Origin of the sequence: Sporocytophaga sp., assembly GCF_017745095.1 — a bacterium.
Lineage (GTDB): Bacteria > Bacteroidota > Bacteroidia > Cytophagales > Cytophagaceae > Sporocytophaga.
In genome coordinates, this window is sequence record NZ_JAGHZZ010000020.1 from 1 (window position 1) to 21,342 (window position 21,342).

16 protein-coding genes are annotated in these 21,342 nt (G+C 35.4%); 9 read left to right on the top strand and 7 right to left on the bottom strand.

Features of this window, described 5'->3' with window-relative positions:
- Positions 1-191: 191 nt before the first annotated feature.
- The 3 genes from J7604_RS21465 to J7604_RS21475 all read left to right on the top strand — a co-directional run bounded on the left by J7604_RS21465 (position 192) and on the right by J7604_RS21475 (position 5,775).
- The gene (locus J7604_RS21465) at positions 192-707 is read left to right on the top strand and encodes a hypothetical protein (protein ID WP_293900634.1); all 516 of its coding nucleotides are present in this window, start codon (positions 192-194) and stop codon (positions 705-707) included.
- A 166-nt stretch (positions 708-873) separates the two neighbouring features.
- Complete coding sequence (locus tag J7604_RS21470) at positions 874-1,395, top strand: hypothetical protein (protein ID WP_293900636.1); 522 nt, start codon at positions 874-876, stop codon at positions 1,393-1,395.
- 270 nt (positions 1,396-1,665) lie between these two features.
- Positions 1,666-5,775, top strand: a complete 4,110-nt coding sequence (locus J7604_RS21475) for an SMP-30/gluconolactonase/LRE family protein (protein ID WP_293900639.1) — start codon at positions 1,666-1,668, stop codon at positions 5,773-5,775.
- Positions 5,776-6,006: 231 nt separating this feature from the next.
- Here the strand turns inward: J7604_RS21475 and J7604_RS21480 are convergent, their stop codons facing one another.
- A complete protein-coding gene (locus J7604_RS21480) occupies positions 6,007-6,657 on the bottom strand; it encodes an MgtC/SapB family protein (RefSeq protein WP_293900642.1) in 651 nt (216 codons plus the stop codon).
- Between the two features lie 29 nt (positions 6,658-6,686).
- Positions 6,687-7,895, bottom strand: coding sequence for a DUF2252 family protein (locus tag J7604_RS21485; protein ID WP_293900645.1), 1,209 nt, complete (start codon positions 7,893-7,895; stop codon positions 6,687-6,689).
- A gap of 855 nt (positions 7,896-8,750) precedes the next feature.
- Between J7604_RS21485 and J7604_RS21490 the strand changes: the two genes are divergently transcribed.
- Together J7604_RS21490 and J7604_RS21495 are read left to right on the top strand one after the other, a co-directional pair.
- The gene (locus J7604_RS21490; protein ID WP_293900647.1) at positions 8,751-8,942 is read left to right on the top strand and encodes a cold-shock protein; all 192 of its coding nucleotides are present in this window, start codon (positions 8,751-8,753) and stop codon (positions 8,940-8,942) included.
- 388 nt (positions 8,943-9,330) lie between these two features.
- The gene (locus J7604_RS21495) at positions 9,331-10,194 is read left to right on the top strand and encodes a sigma-70 family RNA polymerase sigma factor (RefSeq protein WP_293900649.1); all 864 of its coding nucleotides are present in this window, start codon (positions 9,331-9,333) and stop codon (positions 10,192-10,194) included.
- 539 nt (positions 10,195-10,733) lie between these two features.
- On the opposite strand, the gene J7604_RS21500 is transcribed toward J7604_RS21495, so the two are convergent.
- The 3 genes from J7604_RS21500 to J7604_RS21510 are packed head-to-tail and all read right to left on the bottom strand — an operon-like array spanning position 10,734 to position 16,205.
- The gene (locus tag J7604_RS21500) at positions 10,734-13,832 is read right to left on the bottom strand and encodes a CusA/CzcA family heavy metal efflux RND transporter (RefSeq protein ID WP_293900651.1); all 3,099 of its coding nucleotides are present in this window, start codon (positions 13,830-13,832) and stop codon (positions 10,734-10,736) included.
- A gap of 1 nt (position 13,833) precedes the next feature.
- Complete coding sequence (locus tag J7604_RS21505; RefSeq protein ID WP_293900654.1) at positions 13,834-14,952, bottom strand: efflux RND transporter periplasmic adaptor subunit; 1,119 nt, start codon at positions 14,950-14,952, stop codon at positions 13,834-13,836.
- An 8-nt stretch (positions 14,953-14,960) separates the two neighbouring features.
- Positions 14,961-16,205 (bottom strand): TolC family protein, encoded by a 1,245-nt coding sequence (locus J7604_RS21510; protein ID WP_293900657.1) that lies wholly within the window; start codon positions 16,203-16,205, stop codon positions 14,961-14,963.
- 103 nt (positions 16,206-16,308) lie between these two features.
- Here J7604_RS21510 and J7604_RS21515 point away from each other — a divergent pair, with 103 nt between their 5' ends.
- Positions 16,309-16,527, top strand: coding sequence for a hypothetical protein (locus tag J7604_RS21515; RefSeq protein ID WP_293900660.1), 219 nt, complete (start codon positions 16,309-16,311; stop codon positions 16,525-16,527).
- A 219-nt stretch (positions 16,528-16,746) separates the two neighbouring features.
- On the opposite strand, the gene J7604_RS21520 is transcribed toward J7604_RS21515, so the two are convergent.
- Together J7604_RS21520 and J7604_RS21525 are read right to left on the bottom strand one after the other, a co-directional pair.
- Positions 16,747-17,607, bottom strand: coding sequence for a PAS domain S-box protein (locus J7604_RS21520; protein ID WP_293900663.1), 861 nt, complete (start codon positions 17,605-17,607; stop codon positions 16,747-16,749).
- The gene (locus tag J7604_RS21525; protein WP_293900667.1) at positions 17,592-18,653 is read right to left on the bottom strand and encodes a bifunctional diguanylate cyclase/phosphodiesterase; all 1,062 of its coding nucleotides are present in this window, start codon (positions 18,651-18,653) and stop codon (positions 17,592-17,594) included. The genes J7604_RS21520 and J7604_RS21525 overlap by 16 nt, the downstream gene beginning before the upstream one ends.
- Positions 18,654-18,842: 189 nt before the next feature.
- Between J7604_RS21525 and J7604_RS21530 the strand changes: the two genes are divergently transcribed.
- From J7604_RS21530 to J7604_RS21540, 3 genes are all read left to right on the top strand, one after another.
- Complete coding sequence (locus tag J7604_RS21530; RefSeq protein WP_293900670.1) at positions 18,843-19,364, top strand: hypothetical protein; 522 nt, start codon at positions 18,843-18,845, stop codon at positions 19,362-19,364.
- 254 nt (positions 19,365-19,618) lie between these two features.
- The gene (locus tag J7604_RS21535; RefSeq protein ID WP_293900673.1) at positions 19,619-20,506 is read left to right on the top strand and encodes an SIMPL domain-containing protein; all 888 of its coding nucleotides are present in this window, start codon (positions 19,619-19,621) and stop codon (positions 20,504-20,506) included.
- 37 nt (positions 20,507-20,543) lie between these two features.
- Positions 20,544-20,996 carry an OmpA family protein gene (locus tag J7604_RS21540; RefSeq protein WP_293900676.1) on the top strand — a complete coding sequence of 151 codons (453 nt, stop codon included), beginning with the start codon at positions 20,544-20,546 and terminating at the stop codon, positions 20,994-20,996.
- The last annotated feature ends 346 nt before the right edge of the window (positions 20,997-21,342 follow it).

Below are 21,342 nucleotides of genomic sequence, written 5' to 3' on the forward strand. Positions count from 1 at the left end.
GAGCTGTCCTAATAATGGGAAGGTTACACTTTTAATTTGTAAATTAAGGCAATGCTTAAGGGCTGCGGGTGGATAGTGAAACTCTTAAAACCCGACACATTTTTTACACTTAACGTTAGGCGCAAAATAGAACTGCGAATTTTGATCGAAGAATTTGATCTAGGTGACAGTTTCAATAATATATGTAAGAGATGTATTTTAGAAAAACAGAAATTCATTTTCCAGAATTAATTATTAATGAGGCGGAAAATTCATTTTTACAAAAATCAGATGAAGTTAACTACATGTTTGATTTACATCAGACAATTGGGTGGATTTTACCCAGTAACCATTTTTTTATTAGAAAAAAAATTAAGGACAATGAATATATAATTTCTAGATATAGACATATTTTCTTTGTTTTGCTTCCAAGGGTAGTGACTAAAGTAAAATTTGAGAAAACTTCTAATGGTTCAAAAATAACATTTAGAACAAGGTTAAGTATAAATAGCTTTATTGCCTTTTTTTTTCTGACCCTTTTTATGCTGTTTCCAATTGTTGGAGCGGTAACTCATTCCCGAATGATCGAAATGGATGATTTTTCAGAGACAGCAATCTTTATGTTTTTATATTTAATTATCTCAACTTTTTGGGAATCCATAGCTACTGAAAAACTGGTACATAAAATTATAATTGGATTAAAAATAAAAAATATATTCAGCGCCTAACATCGTGTAAAAAATATGCCTTGCTGATGAGCTGATAGTAAGGGAAGAACTTTAAAACCGCATGTTTTTAATTTGTAAATTAAGGCCATGCTTGCGGTCTACGAGTGAATAGTGAAGCTCTTAAAACCCGGCACATTTTTTACACTACACGTTGTAAGTAATTTAAATGAAAGTTCTCAAAGCAAGCATAATCATTATTATTTTAACCGCAATAGCTATAATTGGAGGATTCTTTTATTACATCCATGAATTCGCAAAAGGTTTTGGAGGAAACATTGGAACCATAACTTGCATAGATGACAATCAAATTAAAGATAAATACCTAGAAAAGTATATAGATTCCTTTTATGTATATTATCCTGAATACATTGTTCCAGATTCTATAAAACAAGATAATCTTTACCAATCCTTAGATTATGACCATTTATCTCTATCTAAATTTTATTTCTCAAACCATCCCATCGAAATTTATTATATACAATGGACTGGACCTGGATGCGTAAATATAAGATTCACCTATAATCCTATAACTTCAGAATCATCTGGAGTATTTAGAGGTGATCCCGAAGATAAAATTAAGGAACACGAAATAGAGCGAATTAAAAATAGATTTGAAGAAGAAATAATTTCAAAAATAGAAAAGGTAATTCTTAAATACGAATCTAGGGATTCGATATATATAAAATAATCTACTTACGACATTTGCTAAAAAAAACAGGCACGGGTGATGTGGTTATGGAAAGTGTCTGCTTCTTTCACCGCCACACATTTTTATTGTATATTTAGGTGTGGCTACTTCGGTGTGTGCCAACTCCTCGGCCTGTGTCTCACAGGCCGAAATCTAGGAATCTACACCAAATTGCGCAGTTGAAACTTATTTTTACATTTGTAAAAAAAAATACAGATTTTAACGTATATATTTTTTAAAAATATTTTTGTAGTGACTAAATGAAAAATCATGATTAAGATTAATTCAGTTCAGAAGTTAAAAGTAATTATTGCCTTGCTTTTACTGTTACAGGTAAAGGTTAATGGTCAGGTGATTACATTAGACAATCAGGTGACAACATTTTCGGGAACGGGGGTGTCAGGGTATGCCGATGGTCCCAAAAGTGTTGCACAATTTTTTGGTCCCATGGGCTTGGCTTTTGACCAAAAAGGAAACCTTTATGTTGCAGACAACATAAACAGATCCATTATCAGAAAAGTAACTCCGGACGGCGTGGTAAGTACTTATGCAGGAAATGGAGTTCAGGGTTTTGCAAACGGGAGTCTTTCTGTTGCCAAATTCAGCCTGCCTACAGATCTTATTTTTTCCACTGACGGCTCTGCTTATGTTGCAGACAATGGAAACCACCAGATAAGAAAAATTTCTACCACGGGCAATGTCACAACTTTTGCAGGAAGCCTTGACTATGGCAATGTTGATGGTGTCGGAGGGTCAGCAAAGTTTAACCAACCATACAGTGCTGTTTTTGATAAAAATGGAAATTTGTTTGTTACGGACGAATTCAATCACCAGATCAGAAAGATAACACCACAGGGAGTGGTAACTGTATTTGCAGGCAATGGAGAGGCAGGATTTGCTGATGGTACAGGAACTGCAGCACGTTTTAATATGCCAATGGGAATAGTTATTGATACTCAGGATAACTTATATGTAGCCGATTACTCAAACAACAGTATTAGAAAAGTAACACCTCAAGGTGTAGTTACAACTGTAGCAGGAACAGGAGAAAAAGGTTTTGCAAATGGAAATGCAGCTACTGCTCAATTTGATAGACCAAGAGGTCTTGCCCTTGACGAATCTGGCAATATATATGTTGCAGATTATTTCAATTATAGAGTAAGGAAAATATCTGTAGACGGTATTGTGTCAACTTTTGCAGGCAATGGTATTTCCGGGTATGCAGACGGGCTTAGTGGTAAATCATCTTTCAGATCTGTCTGTGATGTAGCATTTGGTCCTGATGGTGCGCTTTATGCATCAGATGATTTGGATAACCGTATCAGAAAAATAGCTCCGGTTTCTTTTAAAGCCTTTTCATCCGTTCAAAATTGGCCATCAACCGCTCAATCCATTGCTATCAGCGCATCTTCTTTAACTGGAAATTTAAACATACTAGCTTCCGATGGTTACGAAGTATCTCTTTCGTCAACATCAGGCTTTGCCAGTTCATTAAATTTAACGCCAACCAACGGTTCAATATCATCAGTAGAAATTTTTATAAGAATCTCTAACACGGCTAAACCTGGAACAAACAATGGAACCGTTTCCTTTACTTCATCAGGAGCCCAGGATGTCGTATTGAACCTTACAGGAGAAACAACTCCCAATACTGCTTCTCCGACTATCATGAAGGGAATATATGTGAGTACATATGCTTCAGGATTAAAGGCTACTGGCGTAGTAGCAGATGCTGACGGAAACTTATTTATTGCAGATGGTACGAATCATGTAATTAAAAAAATCTCGACAGACGGAACCATAACTGTTCTGGCGGGTGCTGGCACAAGCGGTTTTGCTGACGGAAATGGAACTGCAGCTAAATTCAATTATCCTAATGGTATTGCAATAGCAAAAAATGGGGATCTGTATATCACCGATTCTAATAACCACCGAATAAGAAAGGTAACGCAGGATGGAGAGGTAACTACTATAGCAGGAGCCGGCACTTCAGGATCTCTTGAAGGGGCAGCAGCTACAGCCCAATTTTATAATCCATGCGGCATAGCAATTGATATCTATGGAAATATTTTTGTAGCAGATTTAAACAACAGTAAAATAAGAAAGGTTAGCACTGACCTGATCGTCTCCACAGTAGGAGCTGGTTCTTTCAACTATCCATCCGGAGTAGCTGCTGATTTAAATGGAAATATTTATGTTGCTGATCAATCAAGTCAAAAGATTAAGAAGATAGCTGCTGATGGTACCATTTCTACTATTGCGGGAACTTCAGCAGGATATCTGGATGGAAATGCATTAAGCTCAAAGTTTAATTATCCATCTGCGCTTACCGTGGATGCTGAAGGCAATATCTATGTTTCTGATATGAATAATCATATGATAAGAAAGATATTGCCAACTGGTCTTGTAGTAACATTGGGAGGAAGTACTTCGATTACCGGATCAACAGATGGTGTTGGTACTATTTCTGTTTTTTATTCTCCTCAAGGACTAACTACTGACCTAAAAGGAAATGTTTATGTAGCTGACGGAGGAAGTGGTAAAATCAGAAAGTTAAGTGCCTATCAAATGCCTGGACTATATGGGATACAAGGCTCTCCTTCGGCTAAAGTTGATTTTCCGGTGGTTGCTGCTGCGCTTACCAATAACCTGGTTGTAACGGGTACTGCTAATCTGGAAGTTTCTTCCTATGTATCTTTTTCAAACAGTTTGAATATTACTCCTACAAACGGGACTGCAAATTTTACTTTATCAATAAGAACAAAGTCTACAGCTCCAGCAGGGGCCATTCTTGATACAATAATTGTTTCCTCTTTAGGAGCGGAAATTCTGAGAATTCCTGTTGAGGCATATGTATCGCCAATGAAATCTGTTATTAACTTTGATCCTATTGTTTCCACACTTGCAGGTACAGCAACTTCTGGTTTTCAGGATGGTAAAGGAGTGGATGCAAGGTTTAATACCCCCTATGGTCTTGCAATTGACAAAAATGACAATCTTTTTGTAGCAGATTATACTAATCACAGAATTAGAAAAATTACTCCAGATGGTGAAGTAACTACCTATGCAGGTACCGGAACCAAAGGGGCTGCGAATGGACCAATAGTTACAGCAACATTTAACAACCCTCAAGGATTAGTGTTTGATGCTGCTGGAAACCTATATGTCTCCGAGTATGGCAACAATGTAATTCGAAAAATAACACCGGATGGTATTGTATCAACATTCGTTGGGGGATCATTCTCCGGAAATGCGGACGGAACTGGAAGCCAGGCTTTATTTTATAACCCTTCAATGATGGCTATTGATGCGTCGGGTATCATTTATCTATGCGATGTAGGGAATAACAAGATCCGAAAAATCACTCCGGAAGGCGTAGTTACATCTCTTCCATTTTATTTCAAAAATCCGAAAGGAATTACTCTTGATGATGCCGGGAATATTTATGTGGTTGATAACAATAATCATCAAATAGTAAAAATAACACCCAATATTGAATACAGTGTGTTGGCGGGAGGTGGCAGTTCTGGGGTAGATGGAGTTGGATCTTCTGCAGGTTTTTATTACCCATCAGGTATTACAAGGGGTAAAGATGGCAACTTTTACATAGCAGATGGTCTGGACTACAAAATCAGACAGATGACACCTGCTGGCATCGTAACGACTATTGCGGGAACGGGAACTTCAGGTACTGCAGATGGTCTTGGATCTGCAGCAACTTTTAGCGCGACTAATGCCTTGGTAGTAGGCTCTACTGGGAATATTTATATTTCTGAGTATAATAATATCAGAAAAATATCCAAGCCTTCTTTGATCCCATTCCAAGCTGAATATGGATCTGTTTCACCTAGTCAGTCCTTTAATGTAAAAGGATTTAACTTGACAGAAAGCATGACTATCACTGTCCCTGAAGGATTTGAGCTGTCTTTTTCTGCAACCACAGGCTATTCAAATAGTTTAAGCCTGGCACCTGTAAGTGGAAATATTGCATCAAAAAGAATTTACATTCGATTGGCTGCCACTGCTAATTCATCAAGCTATAATGACAAAGTGGTCATTAGCGCTTCTACTGCTGAATTTAAAACGTTAGATGTACAGGGAACAGTAACAGGCGTAGTTTCATCAGTGAAAAATGCAGATGAAAATGAATTTGCAGTTTACCCAAATCCTGTTCAAAGTCTTCTTCATATTATTCCCAATACAGGTAAAAGTGAAACTTTATCAGTAAAGATTTTAAATATGCAAGGAATAGAAGTTTTATCTACTGAAAAAAGTGGGGCCGCAGCATTTGAAATGGATTTCTCTTCACTTCCTGCAGGTATTTACCTATTGGAATTAAATGATGGAATAGGGGCTGTTCAACACAAGATTATAAAATAAAGGAAATAAAATTACCAAAAGAAGAGCAAATTCAGCAAGAGCAAATTCAGCAAGAGTAGAGAGCAACAGCAAGAAAGGAAAGGAGACTTAGATATAAACTCAATCTGTTGCTCTTGCTCACACTGTTGCTCCATTTTCAGCAAGAGTAATGAGCAACGGCAAGAGAACGAAAGATACTTAGATAAGAACAAAATCTGTTGCTCTTGCTCACACTGTTGCTCTTTTTTACTCCTAATACTCATATTCTAAAACTCCTGTTAAAAAAAGCAGCCTTTCAGTAAATAATTCGTGTTTGCTTTCATTCCCTGCTACAGTCCAAATACAAATGGTTTTATCGTGTTTCTTGATGAAATTCGTTTTTACAGCCTTTAGTTCATGTTCCTTAAAAACACGCTCTGTCTCCATTATAGCCTGATTATTTATAAAAGCAATCTTATAAACACGCACATAGTGTCTTTTGCTGATTACTCTCTCTACAAAAGGAAAACCAATGAGAATGATCATAAGAATGCAGGTACTAAGTGTAATCAATATAAAATGACCCGTCCCGATACCAACGCCCATTGCAGCCGTGATCCAGATGATGGCTGCTGTATTTAACCCCTTGGTCAGATTATTCATATCTCTGAATATAGCTCCTGCACCTAGAAAGCCAATCCCCGTAATGATATTCGCAGCCATTCTGTCGGGACTGTTTGGGGCTCCAAGTTGTATGGAAAAGATTGTAAACAATGTCGAACCTATGCATATCAATATAATGGTTCTGAACCCTGCTGCTTTGCCTCTGTATTCCCGTTCAATTCCAATTAACCCACCTATAACAATCGAAACAAGCAACTTTGCTAGTTCAAGCTTTTCCGGAATAAACCCAATAAATTTCATCTTGATGTATTGCTTATCTTATACTTAACTTAAATAAATGCGCCTGACTTAGAATCATATGCCCGGCAAAATTCTTTATAATCCGACTTCACCTGTTTCGAATACTCGATGACATATCCCAACAATGTTTTCTCCCAACTTCTGTCAACACCAAATTCTATCAGATCGTCGGCAATGGCAGACCCTTGACGCCCTCCGCTACGCAATTGAGCCCATGCGGTAATTTCTGCGATGGTTTTGATAAAAGAATCGAGTTTATTTAACTTCCCGGCATACAAGTTTAAATCAACCTTATCCTGGCTTGGAAGTAATTCTTTCATCACAAACCAATGATTATTCATTTCCACAGAATCAAGAAAAGCCAGCGGAAATGCCTGCATCCGCTTCTGCACTTCGATTACTCTCTCAGCCTGATTATTCCATTCAGGCTGCTTTACTTTTACATATTTAGCAACCGGTGACTCTTTTGCAATTTTCAACTCAAGAAGAAAGTTCTGATCCGGAGAACCTTTGCCTTCAATGAGCACGATGTATTTCTCTAGCCCAAGACTACCAGTTCCTGCAATGCGGTATGCAGCATCAAGCACTTTGTAAAATTCCGGATCTTCTTTTTCTGAAGCCCACTTTTTGATCGTGTCAGCTATCTGCGCTTTCTTATCTTCACTGATCGCGGCTGCATGCTCATTGTCAATCAATAGTTTCCTCTTCCCGTTTTTTTCCGTGGTTCTTTTTGCAACCAGGTCTTTTCTCTTCCGCTTTTTCAAGTCTTCCAATAAATCTTTCACAATACCTTCAGAAGTATCTTCCTGAACCAATTGTGCATGACCTATTGAAAGTGTTTGTGTATAGATGTCTAAAAAGAATTTGATAATTTTTTGACAAGATGATTGGTCTATCTGAAGAGAATCTGAAGCTGTATAAATGCTGACAATCAATCTCGAAATTTCCCAAAGACATGGCGCCAGGGCACTATCATCAAAATCATTGATATCAAAGTAAACCCACCTGTTGTCGGCCTTGTAGCTTCCAAAATTCTCAATATGTAAATCTCCGCAAATCCATGTGTGCGGAGAAGCGTTCAAATCAGGAGAGTGATTATTTAAATCTTCATAAAAGAGATGTGATGTGCCCCTGTAAAACCGGAAACAATTCTCACGCATGTTCCTGTATTTAATTTCGAGCAGCTGAGGAATTCTATCCTGATTAAAATCTATGAGTCTTGAAACGAGTGAAAGCATCTTTAAAAAGATTGATAGCAAATTTAATGAATTGGTTTAAATAACAGAGGTATATAAAGCGGAGGCTACTCCCCGGCCGGTGTCTGCACCATAGCCGTCAACTTAAGCAAGTTTAGAATTACATAATTCTTTATTAAAGTAAAATAGCAACAGTTTGAGCAACAGCAAGACTATTTCTGGAATATTTTGTTGCTGTTGCTCATCTTTTTCCATTATTACTTCTCTTTTATATAGCAGGGAAAACTATTTTTTTACTTGGCTCATCACTAAGTTGACGGCTATGGTGCAGACACTGGTTGGGGAGGGGGCCGTCAACTTAATAGAATCTTTCCTTTGTCATTCTGAGCCTGCGAAGAATCTGAGCTTTCGGAATGAATAGAATTAAGCTATCTGTCAGAATGGTGGTTTAAATAACAAATTATTTTGTGATTATCAGATCCTTCGCAGGGCTCAGGATGACAAACAGCACATTGTGGTTTACTAAACAAAGCTAAGTTGACGGCTATGGTGCAGACACCGGCCGAGGAATAGCTCTCAAACGTATCAATATAGCTTAGACCATGAAGGGATATTATTTTACCAGCATGGGGGAGCTCTATACTCGAAAGTCTTGACACAGGAAGAATTTAATATTTGTTCTTTTATTAGGTATGTTCGAAATAAATACTTAGCTTGCCTTAGCATTTAAGTTATTGTGTCTTTTAGCTGCTCTGTATAAATAATACTTCAGTTTTTCTCACCTTTCTTAATTATAATCATTCTTTTCTAAGATAACATTAGCAGAATAATTAGTGCAACTTATGGAGGCAATTTCATAAGAATATTAAGTGTTTTTTAATAATAAATATATAAACAATGCAAGGAACAGTAAAATTTTTCAACACAGCAAAAGGATTTGGATTTATTACATCATCAGAATCTAAAGAAGATATCTTCGTACACTCTTCAGGTCTTATTGACGAAATTCGTGAGAACGATCAAGTTAAATTTGATATGGAGAGAGGTAAAAAAGGTATGAATGCGGTAAACGTAGAAGTCTTGAATTAATAAGCCTTAATAGATATTTTATTTAAAATTTGATTCAAAAGAATACCACTCTAGTAAGTGGTATTCTTTTTTTTTATCCTTCAGCTTTATATTTATTCTACAAGTATCAGAGCTCCAGGCTCATAATAGTTCCTTCATTGTAGACCTGATAATCCTATTAACACGTGAGTCATGGACTAAGTTGACAAATGCTGCTGAAAGTTCAGAGATTAATTAAATGATTAAATAGATATCCTTTCTTAGATATATGGTTTAATTTGTGTATATTGATACAATTCTTCTTTTACCACCATATTCTAAATCAAATTTATTTAGCGATTTTGATATCTATGCTAAAGGATTGGTAGAATTTCTATCCGATAATTATTTTAAAACCATATATTATAACATGAGACAACTTAAGATTAGTAAACAAATTACCAACCGTGAAAGCCAATCCCTGGATAAATATTTACAAGAAATAGGGAAGGTGGATTTGATTACTGCTGAAGTTGAAGTGGAGCTTGCGAAACGAATCAAGGAAGGAGATCAGGTGGCATTAGAAAAACTGACGAAAGCCAATCTACGCTTTGTAGTTTCAGTTGCTAAACAATATCAGAATAATGGTCTGACACTCGGAGACCTGATCAATGAAGGTAATTTGGGTTTAATAAAAGCAGCACAAAAATTTGATGAGACACGTGGATTTAAATTTATTTCATACGCAGTTTGGTGGATTCGTCAATCCATCATGCAGGCATTGGCAGAGCAATCAAGAATAGTACGATTGCCACTGAATCGGGTTAGTTCTCTAACCAAGATATCAAAAGCCTTTTCAGACCTTGAACAAAAGTTTCAACGTGAGCCCTCTACTGAGGAAGTAGCAGAATTAATGGGAGTAACCAACGAAGAGGTTATTGCAGATCTCAAAGTATCTGGTCGTCACGTTTCGATGGATGCACCTTTCGCTCAAGGTGAAGATAATGGCTTGCTGGACGTTCTTTCTGATGCAAATGAGTCAAGTCCAGAATCTCAGTTAATAACTGATTCTCTTTCCAAGGAAGTGCAGCGGGTTTTGGCTACGTTATCAACGAGAGAATCAGAGGTTATAGGTTTGTATTTTGGGTTGAATAATAAAGGCTCTATGACCCTGGAAGAAATTGGCGAGAAATTTAATCTTACAAGAGAAAGGGTAAGGCAGATTAAAGAGAAAGCTACAAGAAGATTAAGACATACTTCCAAGAGTAAAGCATTAAGAGCTTATCTGGGGTAGAGTTAAATCAGGGAATCTGTCTGCCATATGTTTTTCCCTTTAAGATTAAAAGCAATAATACTAAGCCGGAAGCATTTTTTAATTCCGGCTTAAATTCAAATAAATTAGTATTCCTCCTGTCTTCGTAAAACTCATCCTTTCTAAAGATATCATTAAATAATTTGCAGATAAAAGTCATTAGGTAATGACGAAATGACTGCGCCCTTAGTACCATTAATATAAAAAAAGAACCACTGAGATCTTCTCCATATCTGAATTGTACACCTTTCTTAGATGGTAATTTAAGCTACTTATATTAGTAAAGATTTAACTTCTGAAGTTACCTTATACCATCAATGGTTTGTAGGTGATCAATTGGAAAGAGAGGTTACTACAGCTAAGCGTGAATTTTTATTTGCAATCTCAATATAAAGAGTTTTGTAAAAATATTAAGCCTGATATTGTAACTAATTTCAGGATCAAAAACTAGCATAAGTTCTTTCTGGTCATATTAAATAAAAACGAATTCTTCAAGTTTGGTTTATTTAAATCCCTTCTAATCAGCTCGATTTTTTCCTTCTGTAAATCAAGTTGAAAAAACTAGGTACATTGAGCATATCCAGAATTGTAGAAGAGATAAGTCCTCCTATAACAACCACAGCCAGAGGTTTCTGTGTTTCCGATCCTATGCCTGTGGAGATGGCAGCCGGAAGTAATCCCAGAGAAGCCATAAGAGCAGTCATTACTACAGGTCTTAACCGCCTTGTTGCGCCTTCTTTAACGGCCTCTTCAAGTTCCATTCCTTCTTTTAAATTCCTCTTAAAAGTATTAACAAGGATTACTCCGCCTTGAACAGAAACACCAAAAAGCGCTATAAACCCGACTCCTGCAGATATACTGAAGTGGGTGCCTGTGATATACAAAGCGAATACGCCACCAATTATTGAAAAAGGAACATTCATCAATATCAGAAAAGAATCTTTTACATCTCCGAATGACATGTACAGGATGAGGAAAATTATAAATATACTTATCGGTACAACAATTTCTAATCTCTTTATTGCCCTTTGCTGATTTTCAAATTCTCCTTTCCAAACTACCTTGTATCCTTTGGGAAGGTTAAGGACCTTATTTACCTTTTCCTGAGCCTCCTTGATAGTACTTCCCAGATCTCTTTCTCTTACTGAAAATTTTATTGCAATAAACCTCTGATTACTCTCTCGATAAATGAATGCAGGACCGGTCTGGCTCGTAATATCAGCGATTTGCTTTAAAGGAATCCTGGAAGCATTATCTAAAGTGGGAACCATTATATTTCCTATTTTATTTTCAGAATATCTGTATGCTTCATCGTAACGAACGACCATGTCAAATTTCTTTTCTTCTTCGAAAACCTTACTTATTGATTTTCCTCCAACTGCCATCTCTATTGCTGCCTGGCAATCTTGAGTTGAAATATTGTATAAAGCAAGTTTGGAAAGATCAAGAGTGATTGTTAACTCTGGTTGTCCGATATTTCTAAATACACCCAGATCCTTTATACCTTCTATATTTTTGATTACACCAAAAATTTTGTCAGCAGATTTTTCAAGCAAATTCAAGTCCTGTCCTAAAACTTTAATTGCTATAGCTCCTTTTACCCCGGAAACAGCCTCTTCTACATTGTCTTGAATAGGTTGGGAGAAATTAAAAATGATCCCTGGATATCTTGATAATCTTTTAGAGATCGCATCAATTATTTCATCTTTGGAAATAACACGCTTCCATTCATTTTCAGGATAAAGATCTACGAAAAATTCAATGTTGAAGAAGCCTGTAGGATCGGTGCCATCATTAGGCCTACCTGTCTGCGACATAACTCCTCTTACTTCCGGGAATTCTTTAAATATAGAGCGAAAAGTTTTAGTATAATAATAACTTTCTTCCAAAGAAACAGACATAGGCATTGTTGCCCGGACGTAAATAGATCCCTCATTAAGGTGAGGTAAAAACTCTGATCCTACAAAGCGAAAGGTAAATAAGGCAAGTGCTAAAATGCCTCCGGAAATGAGTAATGTTGTTTTAGGGTGCTTGATTGTTTTTGTAATCAAGGGAGTGTACACCTTCAGCAGATTTTTAATAATAAAGTTTTCCTTTTCTACTGCGTCCTTTGGAATCAGATAATACGAAAGCATTGGGATTAAAGTAAGGCTTATAATCATAGCTCCAAGAAGTGCGAATCCGATGGTGTAAGCAAGAGGAGAAAATAGCTTTCCTTCTACTTTTTCAAATGAAAAGATGGGGAGCAAAGCTGCAATGATGATAAGCTTGGAAGTAAAAATAGACTTGCCCATTTCGGTGGCAGTATGAATTACCCAACTTAACTTTCCCCTCTTCTTAAATTTTTCGTATCCCAGTTGATAAGCTTTATGCGCGAGTACAACAAAGATACCTTCCGTCATAACCACTGCGCCGTCTATTATAATTCCAAAATCTATTGCACCAATGGATAACAAATTAGCGCGCATTCCTTTTAGGTACATCAAGATTATTGCAAATAATAAAGAAAGGGGAATCACCATAGCGACAATGATAGTGATGCGCCAGTTTGCGAGAAAAATAAAGAGGATAAGGGTTACAAGAGTTATGCCCGTAATCACATTCTCACCGACTGTATGCAGTGTATATTTATTAAGAGTGGAACGATCGTAGAATACTTTCATATTCACATCGTTTGGTAGAATCACATCGTTCAATTCCTTTACTTTGTCTTTGAGTTCAGGAAGAACTTTACCGGGATTTTCGCCCTTTCTCATGAGAACAATTCCTTCTACGATATCATCCAGGCTATCTAAACCAACAATACCTATTTGAGGTAAATAAGATTCTCTCACAACGGCAACATTGGCAACCTTTATAGGGACCCTGTCAATGTTTTCAATGATGATGTTTGATATATCTTCTACATTTTTGACAAGTCCTATACCTCTTACCACGAAGGCTTCCGAACCACTTCTGATGACATTTCCTCCGACATTAATATTTGAGTTCTTTAAGGCATTATAAACACTAATGGCAGTGAAGTTATACTGAGCAAGCAGATGAGGATCAAGAATCACCTCAAAGGATTTTACCTTTCCTCCAAAGCTTACAACATCAGCAACACCTTCTACAGACTTCAGTTGTTTATCAATAATCCAATCTTGAATTGTTTTTAATTCTCTTACGTCTTTGGTCTTACTTTGTAAACTGTATCTGTAAATTTCACCTGTAGGGCCAGAAGGGGCTTGTATTTCAGGTATAACTTCATCAGGAATATCTGCATTGGCCAGTCTTGAAGATACTTCAGTCTTCGCCTCAAAAGGAGTCACATCATCATCGAATATCAATGTGACCACAGAAAGTCCAAAAAGAGAGACTGATCTAAGTGTATTCTTTTTGGGAACGATGTTCATTTCTGTCTCAATAGGAATAGTCACAAAGCGTTCAATTTCCTGAGCACTTCTTCCCGGCCATTGGGATATGATTATAATATTCGTATTGGTAACATCTGGAAAGGCTTCAATAGGAAGCCTTGAAAAACTAAATATTCCGCCTAAGACCAATAAGGCGGTCATCAAGAGGATAAAAACTCTATGTGTAACTGAAAAGGAAATAATATGACATAAAAATTTATTCATATCATATATGGTTCATGATATGATTGTATATGAGCAAACTCCCCTCGGAAACAACAATAGATCCTTCATCTATACCAGATTCTATGAAGGTCCGGTGAGATGATTTTCTATATATCTTTACTTTTTTAATGACCAATTTTTTATTAATCACCTGCACAACAAAATAGCTGTCTTTATCAAAAATAACTGAGCGAGGATCCAGGGCAATGAAGCGTTGAGGAGAAGGTACATTTACATTTATCTTAGCATACATTTCAGGTCTTAAAAGTTCTTCAGAATTATCTATCACAACCCTTATTCTTAAGACCCTAGCTGTTGCTTCCAGCACATGACTTACCTTATCTATAGTACCAATAAATTCTTTATTAGGGAAGGCTTCTGTTGAGATCTTTACTTTTAGTCCGACATTTACAGCAGAGATATCATCTTCAAATACATTTCCCCAAATCCATACTTTTTTTAAATCAGAAATTGTAAAGAGGTTTTTGCCGTCTTTACTCACCTTCATGTTATTGGTAATATTCTTTTCAACCAGATAACCATTGATGGGAGATTTGATAATTGAAAGAGGTGTTTTACTGCTTTCTGAAGAACCGAAGATTGTTAGGTTTTCTTTGTTTTTTTGCAGCTCGTTTTTACTTTTTTCAAGTTCTTTTTTAGCAGATAGATATTGTAGTTTTGAATTGAAATCAGCTTTATATAAATCTTCAGCTACTTTGAAGTTTTTCTGGGCCAGTTCATAATTGGCTTTGCTTGCATGGTATTCTGTTAATAGTTCGGATATATCTCCACTTTTTATTGATACTAATGATTGTCCTTTCTTTATTGGATCACCAAGATTTACAGTTATATCCTGAGTAAGCCCTGAAACCATCGGGTAAATCTGAACTACATTATTTTCATCAAATGATATTCTTCCGTTTAAAACGATTTCATCGTTAAACTCCTTTAATTTGGCGGTATCTGTCTTATAAACGAAATATTCAGAAGAACTTTCACTTGGCTTAAGAATGGACTTCAATTTAGCTGAAGGCTTAAATAGTAAGTAGCCTAATAAAAACGAAACAATGCAAAGCAAGGCCGTTATGCCAATCCAGATTGACTTTTTATTCTTTGCCATAAAGTCATTTAGTAAAAGATGGAATTGGTAACATAGTTTATCTGTATCTGGCTAATTGTAAGGTTGTATTCAACTTCATACAAGTCCATTTTTCCATTTTCATATGTTCTAATCTTATCCATAAAGTCAAGTATACCTATTGTTTTGCTCTCATATAACTGAATTGCTTTAGGAAGTATCTGGTCCAAATTGATTTTATAGTTTGAATCTATTTTCATATAAATTTCATTAACAGTTTGGAAACGTATATTTGCATTGTTCACTTCCTCTTTCAATTGTAAAATGGCATGATCGATGGCTTTTGCTGTGAGTTCCTTTTTTAATTGAGATAGTTTTATATTTCCCTGGTTTCTATTAAAAAGCGGAAGATCTATGGCTGCATTTACTCCGATATAATTTTGAAAGGCATTGCCGAATCTGTCATACGTACTCCCGATTGCCAAATCCGGGATAGCATTTGCTTTTTGGTATAAATAATTGATTTCAGAAAAGCTCAATTCATCCTTGGCTACTTTTAAATCCGGCCGCCTGGACAATGCGGAGTCCTCTAATACTGGTAATTCATATTTGATAGGGCTCTGGCTGTTTTCTTTTTTAACAGGAACAACGAAATGGTTTGAGGTGAGCCTAAGCATAATCCTTAGGTCCGATTCGTTATCATTAATGTCCTTTATAATATCTCCCTTATGAATCCTTATGTCTTGCAATTCATAATTGATTCTCAATATATCATAACCTGCAATATCTCCATCTTTGAGCCGGATTTCAGAAGCTTTTAACAGCTGCTCAAGCTGAGTTTCCTCAAGTGTCAATAGATTCAGTTTGCGCAAGTCAAAATATATGGTATAAAAATCCTGATACAACTGGAGCTTCAAGGATCTTAATACATCTTGGAAAGTATGAAAAGCAATACTTTTATTTGTTTCCTGCATCTTTACCAGTTTTGTTCTTTTACCTGCCAGTCTTATAATCTGGTCTAGGTGCAGTTCAACTTGTCCGTTTTTGTCTGTAAAATCAAATAATCTGTGGTCATTGGGGTTATAAAGTGTAATTTCTCCGAAAAAAGATGGATTGTTCCATAATCTCGCTTGTTCTACGGCAGCTTCAGCAAAGGAGATATTATATTTTTGAGCTATAAGCTGAAAGTTTTTCTCAAGAAATATAAGCTCTGCCTGCTCAATATTGAGATAAAGTGAATCAGAACTTTCCTTATACCAGTTCTTATTTTTCCCATATAAAAGGGAAGTGTACATTAAAAGAATAAATATGATAAACACTTTCACGGAAAATGTTTTTAGTTATGGAAAACATTGAAAACAAGCAAAAGTTTAAATAATTTAAACCTGGGGCAATTCTATGAGAAAGCGCAGGTGGCAATTGTTCTTTACATTAATTTCCTTGCGGATCTTTCATTCTACCTTAGATCATGATATTATCTCTAGACACTTTGAAAGTATTGGTGCATTTAAAAGTGTAGTCGTTGTCTTTTTTGACTGGTATAAGAAAGAATGCATAAAAAATCCATTGATGAACAGCTGGAAATTTTATCCTTTAATGGAGATAAAAGTTCCCTAAAATAAAAGGTCATGTTGTAAGCTGAACTATTGATCCGAATACAGTTGTTCATGTAATTGATATCAGAAGCTCAGGAGATTATAGGCTAATCTTAAATTTTTATATTCAAGAGTTATTAAATAAGATTTTATATTTTCTCGACATACTCATTAAGCTTCATTAAATAAATTATTGAAGTCAGAGACAGGCATTCATTTCCTATTCTTAAATCCTAACAATTCACAACGCATCCGAATCAGCTATTTTTTCTACAAGATCTTTGGTTACTTCATCTAGTTCAACAGCTGATTGCAGAACAAATTCAAGAAGATCATCGGTATTCTCACCGTTTTTTTTGTTAATTGTGATCAAGTTAATTAGTCCCATTATTCTGGCCACAGGAGATCTTACTTTGTGTGATTGATACCAAGCTATTTCTTTTAATTTTTTATTCTTTTCAATGATTAATTCATTGTTGATTTTTAACTTTTCATTTGCCCTCTTTATTTTCTCTTCATCTCTCTTTCGCTCAGTGATGTCATGCACATTGCCTATAAGATTGATGCATACATTTTCTTCGTTAAAGACAGGCGAGACAGTCACTATTCCTTTTTTCTGACCAGAAGGATAATTAGTCGTTTCATCCCAGGAAAGAGGTATTCTTTTCTCTATAGCTTCTTTGTATTTAGATAAAACCAGAGAAGAAGAAGGTTCAGGAATTACCTCTTCAACAAGCTTACCTTCAACTTGCTCTCTGGAGAGTTTTGTCACTTCAAGAAATCTTTTGTTGACGGTTGAGAAACGAAAGCTTTTTTCTTTTTCTATATCGATCAGAAACATTACCTCATTTGTAGAATTGAATACTAACTCCAGCTTTTCTCTTTGTAGTCTTGCTTCTGTTTCTGCGAGTTTCCTCTCCATTACATAAACAAGGATTCTTCTGATCCGATCTACGCTATTTTCTTCTTCCTTTGAAAGTTTGCGAACTGTCTTGTGATATATTGCAAATGTTCCTAGCAAGACATCTTTAGAATTGATGATAGGATAAGACCACGATGATCTAAGATCAAAATCTTTTATAATTTCTATATGTTGTTCCAATAGGGATGATTGAAAATATCCGGTACTTCAACTTTTTTTCGCAAAAATGCAGCACTTCCACAAGAACCTTTTCCTTCAGCGATCGGGGTTCCCTCCACTTCTTTATTGAAGGCTTCAGGAAGATGCGGAGACGACCAGTTATATAATCTGCCATTTTTCGCTTTAAGCACGGAACATAGCATGTCCGGATGAATTTCTTTTAAACCATTCAGAAGAAATGTTATCAATTCCTCTACAGAAGAATCAGGTTGGACGTAATGCTGTAGGACTTCTTTCTCAAGGATTTCAAGTTGCTCAATTCTTTTTTGATCTGTAATATCCCTTATTACCCCCATAATCTTAGCGTTACCAAACAGATCTTTTACAATTTCAGCCTTAGCAGAAATTGTTTTTGGAGTGTCTTCATTTTCAGGAAAAATCTGTACTTCAATATCGTATTTCATTTGTTCCTGAATAAGCTTTTTGCCGGCATTCCTAACCTTATCAATTTCTTTGATCAAGGGTTCAATTTTGCTAATCGGAATCTCTCTAGCTTCGGGAGGAAACCCAAATATTTCACATGCTTTTTCGGACCCCCAGATTACATCTTTGTTTTTCTCAAGTTCCCAGTAGCCGAGCTGGCCTATTTCCTGTGCTTTTAATAATCGGGCCTTATCTATCCGCATCTGTTGTTCTTCAAGCTTGCGGGACGTGATATCTCGAAAATAGATAGTAAGTCCTTCCGAAGACGGGTAGATATTATTCTCAAACCATTTGTTGTAGGGAGAATAAAATTCTTCAAGATGAATATATTGCTGAGTTTCCATAGCCTTATAATAGGCTTTATAGAAGGGCTGATCGATTCCTTCCGGAAATTCTGTCCAGATATGTTTCCCGATCATGCTTAAAGGATCCCTATTGAAAATTTCCCCTGCCTTCTTGTTCATATATGTATAGCACCAGCTTTTGTCAAGAGCCACAAAAGCATCAGATATTCTTTCGAGCACTGCTAATAAATTCTCCTGACTATAAACACTCAATAAGGGCTGAGAAGGGTTCTTTTTCATTATGCTTAAAGGGATCCAATAATATAACTCTAAAAATATTGATTCTTGTTAATTTTCAAAAGATTATACTGAAAGAGGATGATTAAAATTAGAAAGGAGGATATTTTGTTAGAAAAATTTTGGTAAGTTGAAAGTAAGAACTTTGAATTTTCGTCCATTAAATCTTTAAACCTAAATGGATGATAGTAGGTGGGAGTAATTCAAAAAAAAATATTCTATGAAGTTAAATTAATCATAAAAATGCAATATCAAGTTTTAACTACTCTTATACTGCTTTTAACTATAAGTTGCAAAAGTTACCAATCTGAAAAAAAAGTAGAAGGAAAAGATTCAGTTTCCTCTTTAATATTATCAGCAAAAAAGAAAAAATCATTAGACAGTGGTTCTAATCCTCAAACAGAGACAGATTATATAAAAAGCCATATTGATGATCCAAAAATACCTAATAGGATAATCGATACCTTTGAGGACTTACTTGAAAAATCTATTGCTACTTCCTTACCCGATTCATTGTCATCGGACGTAATTGGAAAAGACTCTGTGGAATTTTTTTTAACTGAAGAATTTTACCAAAAGTATTTAAAGGAAAAAGAATTAACTCAAATATTCAATGACAAGGATGTATTAGAATTTGGAGAAGGTGATGAATATTTAACTCCCTGTTGCTATAGTGCCTTTCCCATTAAAGCTGCTAAAAGTGCAATTGAATGATACTGTAAAACGAAATGGTTACGATGCCTTGCAGTTATGGGCAACAAATCAAAATGGAATAACTATTGAAATAATATCTGAAGAACTTACATAAAGAAGAGCTAGAAATAAAATAACCAAATTGAAGAATGCATTTCCTGGTTAATTATTGGTTCTACCGAATTAATCTTTTTAAATATATTTTAATATTAGTATTTTTAAAATACACCAACATTCTCAAAAGGTTGGATTAATCAATAAAACATTTTTACGAAATGAAAATAATTTATTTACTATTACTATCAGCAATTTGCACAGTATCAACATTTGCACAGATCTCCGGAAATCAGGCATATTCCAGGAATAAATATGAAAGGTCTATTAATAAAAACAACTTTGATCTTACAAACTCTATTACATCTACTGACTCTACTTTGGTCATAAATGTTGATATCCTCTTGAATCAAAGAGCTGACTTATATAAATTGGTCTTGGGGCTAAATCAAGAAGGACAATCTCCCAAAGAATGTATTTCCAAGATTAATTCTAGAATAGAAGAGTTTAAATCTCAAATTGCAAAACTGGGAATTAAGAAAGAGGATGTTTTTGTCGATTTTATATCACTTAATCGTATTTATGACTTTGAGGTTACTAGAGATAATGCTAAAGAGGTGGCGATGGGGTTTGAAATAAAAAAGAATATCATCATTAAGATTGCATCATTTGATGCTATAGAAAAGGTAATGGTGGAAGCCGCTAACAGCGAAATTTATGATATTATAAAAGTTGATTATTTAAATAAAGATATTGAAAAAATACATCAACAACTTTTAGACGAAGCATTCCTTATATTGGAGAGAAAGAAAAATGATTACCTTCAAAAGTGTAACAGAAAGATCATTGGTAATCCCAGAGCAACTGATAATTTCAGCTTTTCATCACCAGCAGGTCAATATGAAAATTATAGTGCCTATCAAGGATCGGAAGTTACCAGTTATTCTTCGTCCTTTACCAAAAAGTTGGCGAGAAAAAATGAAACCTTCTATTATCAAGGATTACCTTATTCCGGATATGATAAAGTGATTAACAATGAAAGTCCTGAAGTTGGTATTCAATATATACTTAATTTATCAGTGACATTCGATATTGCAAAGAATAAATAGCTACTCTTATCTGATATATATTTGCATTCATATTTTAATGAAAATAATAAGTACATTTTCCATTGTTTTGATGTTTATTTCTACTTCTTACGGACAGAAATTTACACTGCAAGATACTGTTTTTAATAATGGTGATGTTTTAATCTCACATGATATTAGATTTGATTTTAACAAGGCTACTATTAGATCTGAAAATTTTCCTTTTCTTGACAGTATAGCATCTTTTTTACTAAAGAATAAAAACATAGCAATCGAAGTAAGCAATCATTGTGATGAACGTATTTCAGACTACTATTCGACTTGCCTGACATGTAAACGTGCCAGGGCAATTGCGGACTATTTAGTTTCGAAAGGTGTTAAAGCAGACAGACTCATTGCGAAAGGATACAATGCCAATAAGCCATTGATTAAAGGGGCAATAACTGAAGAAGAGCATCAGCAAAACCGGAGAACTGAATTTAAAATTATAAGAACAGATTACATTGAATAAAACATCCTATGAAGTGTTGGTGATATATCTAAAGCTTCAGCAAGATGGTCTTCTTTAAAAGATGTTGGAAAGAGAAAGCCTGAAAAGTATATTATAGATATATCAATAGCTCAAGTGCGGTTGTAAAGTATGCAGATCCGTATTAGTATCATAACACGATAATTGCTAAAACGGAAATGAAAGGGTTTAATTTCGCAAAGGCCTAGATAGATACAATTTTGGACTACATCGAGGGATATGTTTGCCTCTATTGATTGATACTCTTTAAATGACTATTTTAGTCGTGCTATTTGTATGTAGTATCAACAGACACTAATAAATATTTTTTTTACAAGATTATTTTGAC

Coding starts and splice junctions, on each gene's coding strand:
- J7604_RS21490 (WP_293900647.1), top strand. CDS start 8,751: ATGCAAGGAACAGTAAAATTTTTCAACACAGCAAAAGGATTTGGATTT.
- J7604_RS21465 (WP_293900634.1), top strand. CDS start 192: ATGTATTTTAGAAAAACAGAAATTCATTTTCCAGAATTAATTATTAAT.
- J7604_RS21515 (WP_293900660.1), top strand. CDS start 16,309: ATGAGAAAGCGCAGGTGGCAATTGTTCTTTACATTAATTTCCTTGCGG.
- J7604_RS21525 (WP_293900667.1), bottom strand. CDS start 18,653: ATGAAAAAGAACCCTTCTCAGCCCTTATTGAGTGTTTATAGTCAGGAG.
- J7604_RS21500 (WP_293900651.1), bottom strand. CDS start 13,832: ATGAATAAATTTTTATGTCATATTATTTCCTTTTCAGTTACACATAGA.
- J7604_RS21540 (WP_293900676.1), top strand. CDS start 20,544: ATGAAAATAATAAGTACATTTTCCATTGTTTTGATGTTTATTTCTACT.
- J7604_RS21510 (WP_293900657.1), bottom strand. CDS start 16,205: ATGTACACTTCCCTTTTATATGGGAAAAATAAGAACTGGTATAAGGAA.
- J7604_RS21505 (WP_293900654.1), bottom strand. CDS start 14,952: ATGGCAAAGAATAAAAAGTCAATCTGGATTGGCATAACGGCCTTGCTT.
- J7604_RS21495 (WP_293900649.1), top strand. CDS start 9,331: ATGAGACAACTTAAGATTAGTAAACAAATTACCAACCGTGAAAGCCAA.
- J7604_RS21475 (WP_293900639.1), top strand. CDS start 1,666: ATGATTAAGATTAATTCAGTTCAGAAGTTAAAAGTAATTATTGCCTTG.
- J7604_RS21485 (WP_293900645.1), bottom strand. CDS start 7,895: ATGCTTTCACTCGTTTCAAGACTCATAGATTTTAATCAGGATAGAATT.
- J7604_RS21470 (WP_293900636.1), top strand. CDS start 874: ATGAAAGTTCTCAAAGCAAGCATAATCATTATTATTTTAACCGCAATA.
- J7604_RS21535 (WP_293900673.1), top strand. CDS start 19,619: ATGAAAATAATTTATTTACTATTACTATCAGCAATTTGCACAGTATCA.
- J7604_RS21480 (WP_293900642.1), bottom strand. CDS start 6,657: ATGAAATTTATTGGGTTTATTCCGGAAAAGCTTGAACTAGCAAAGTTG.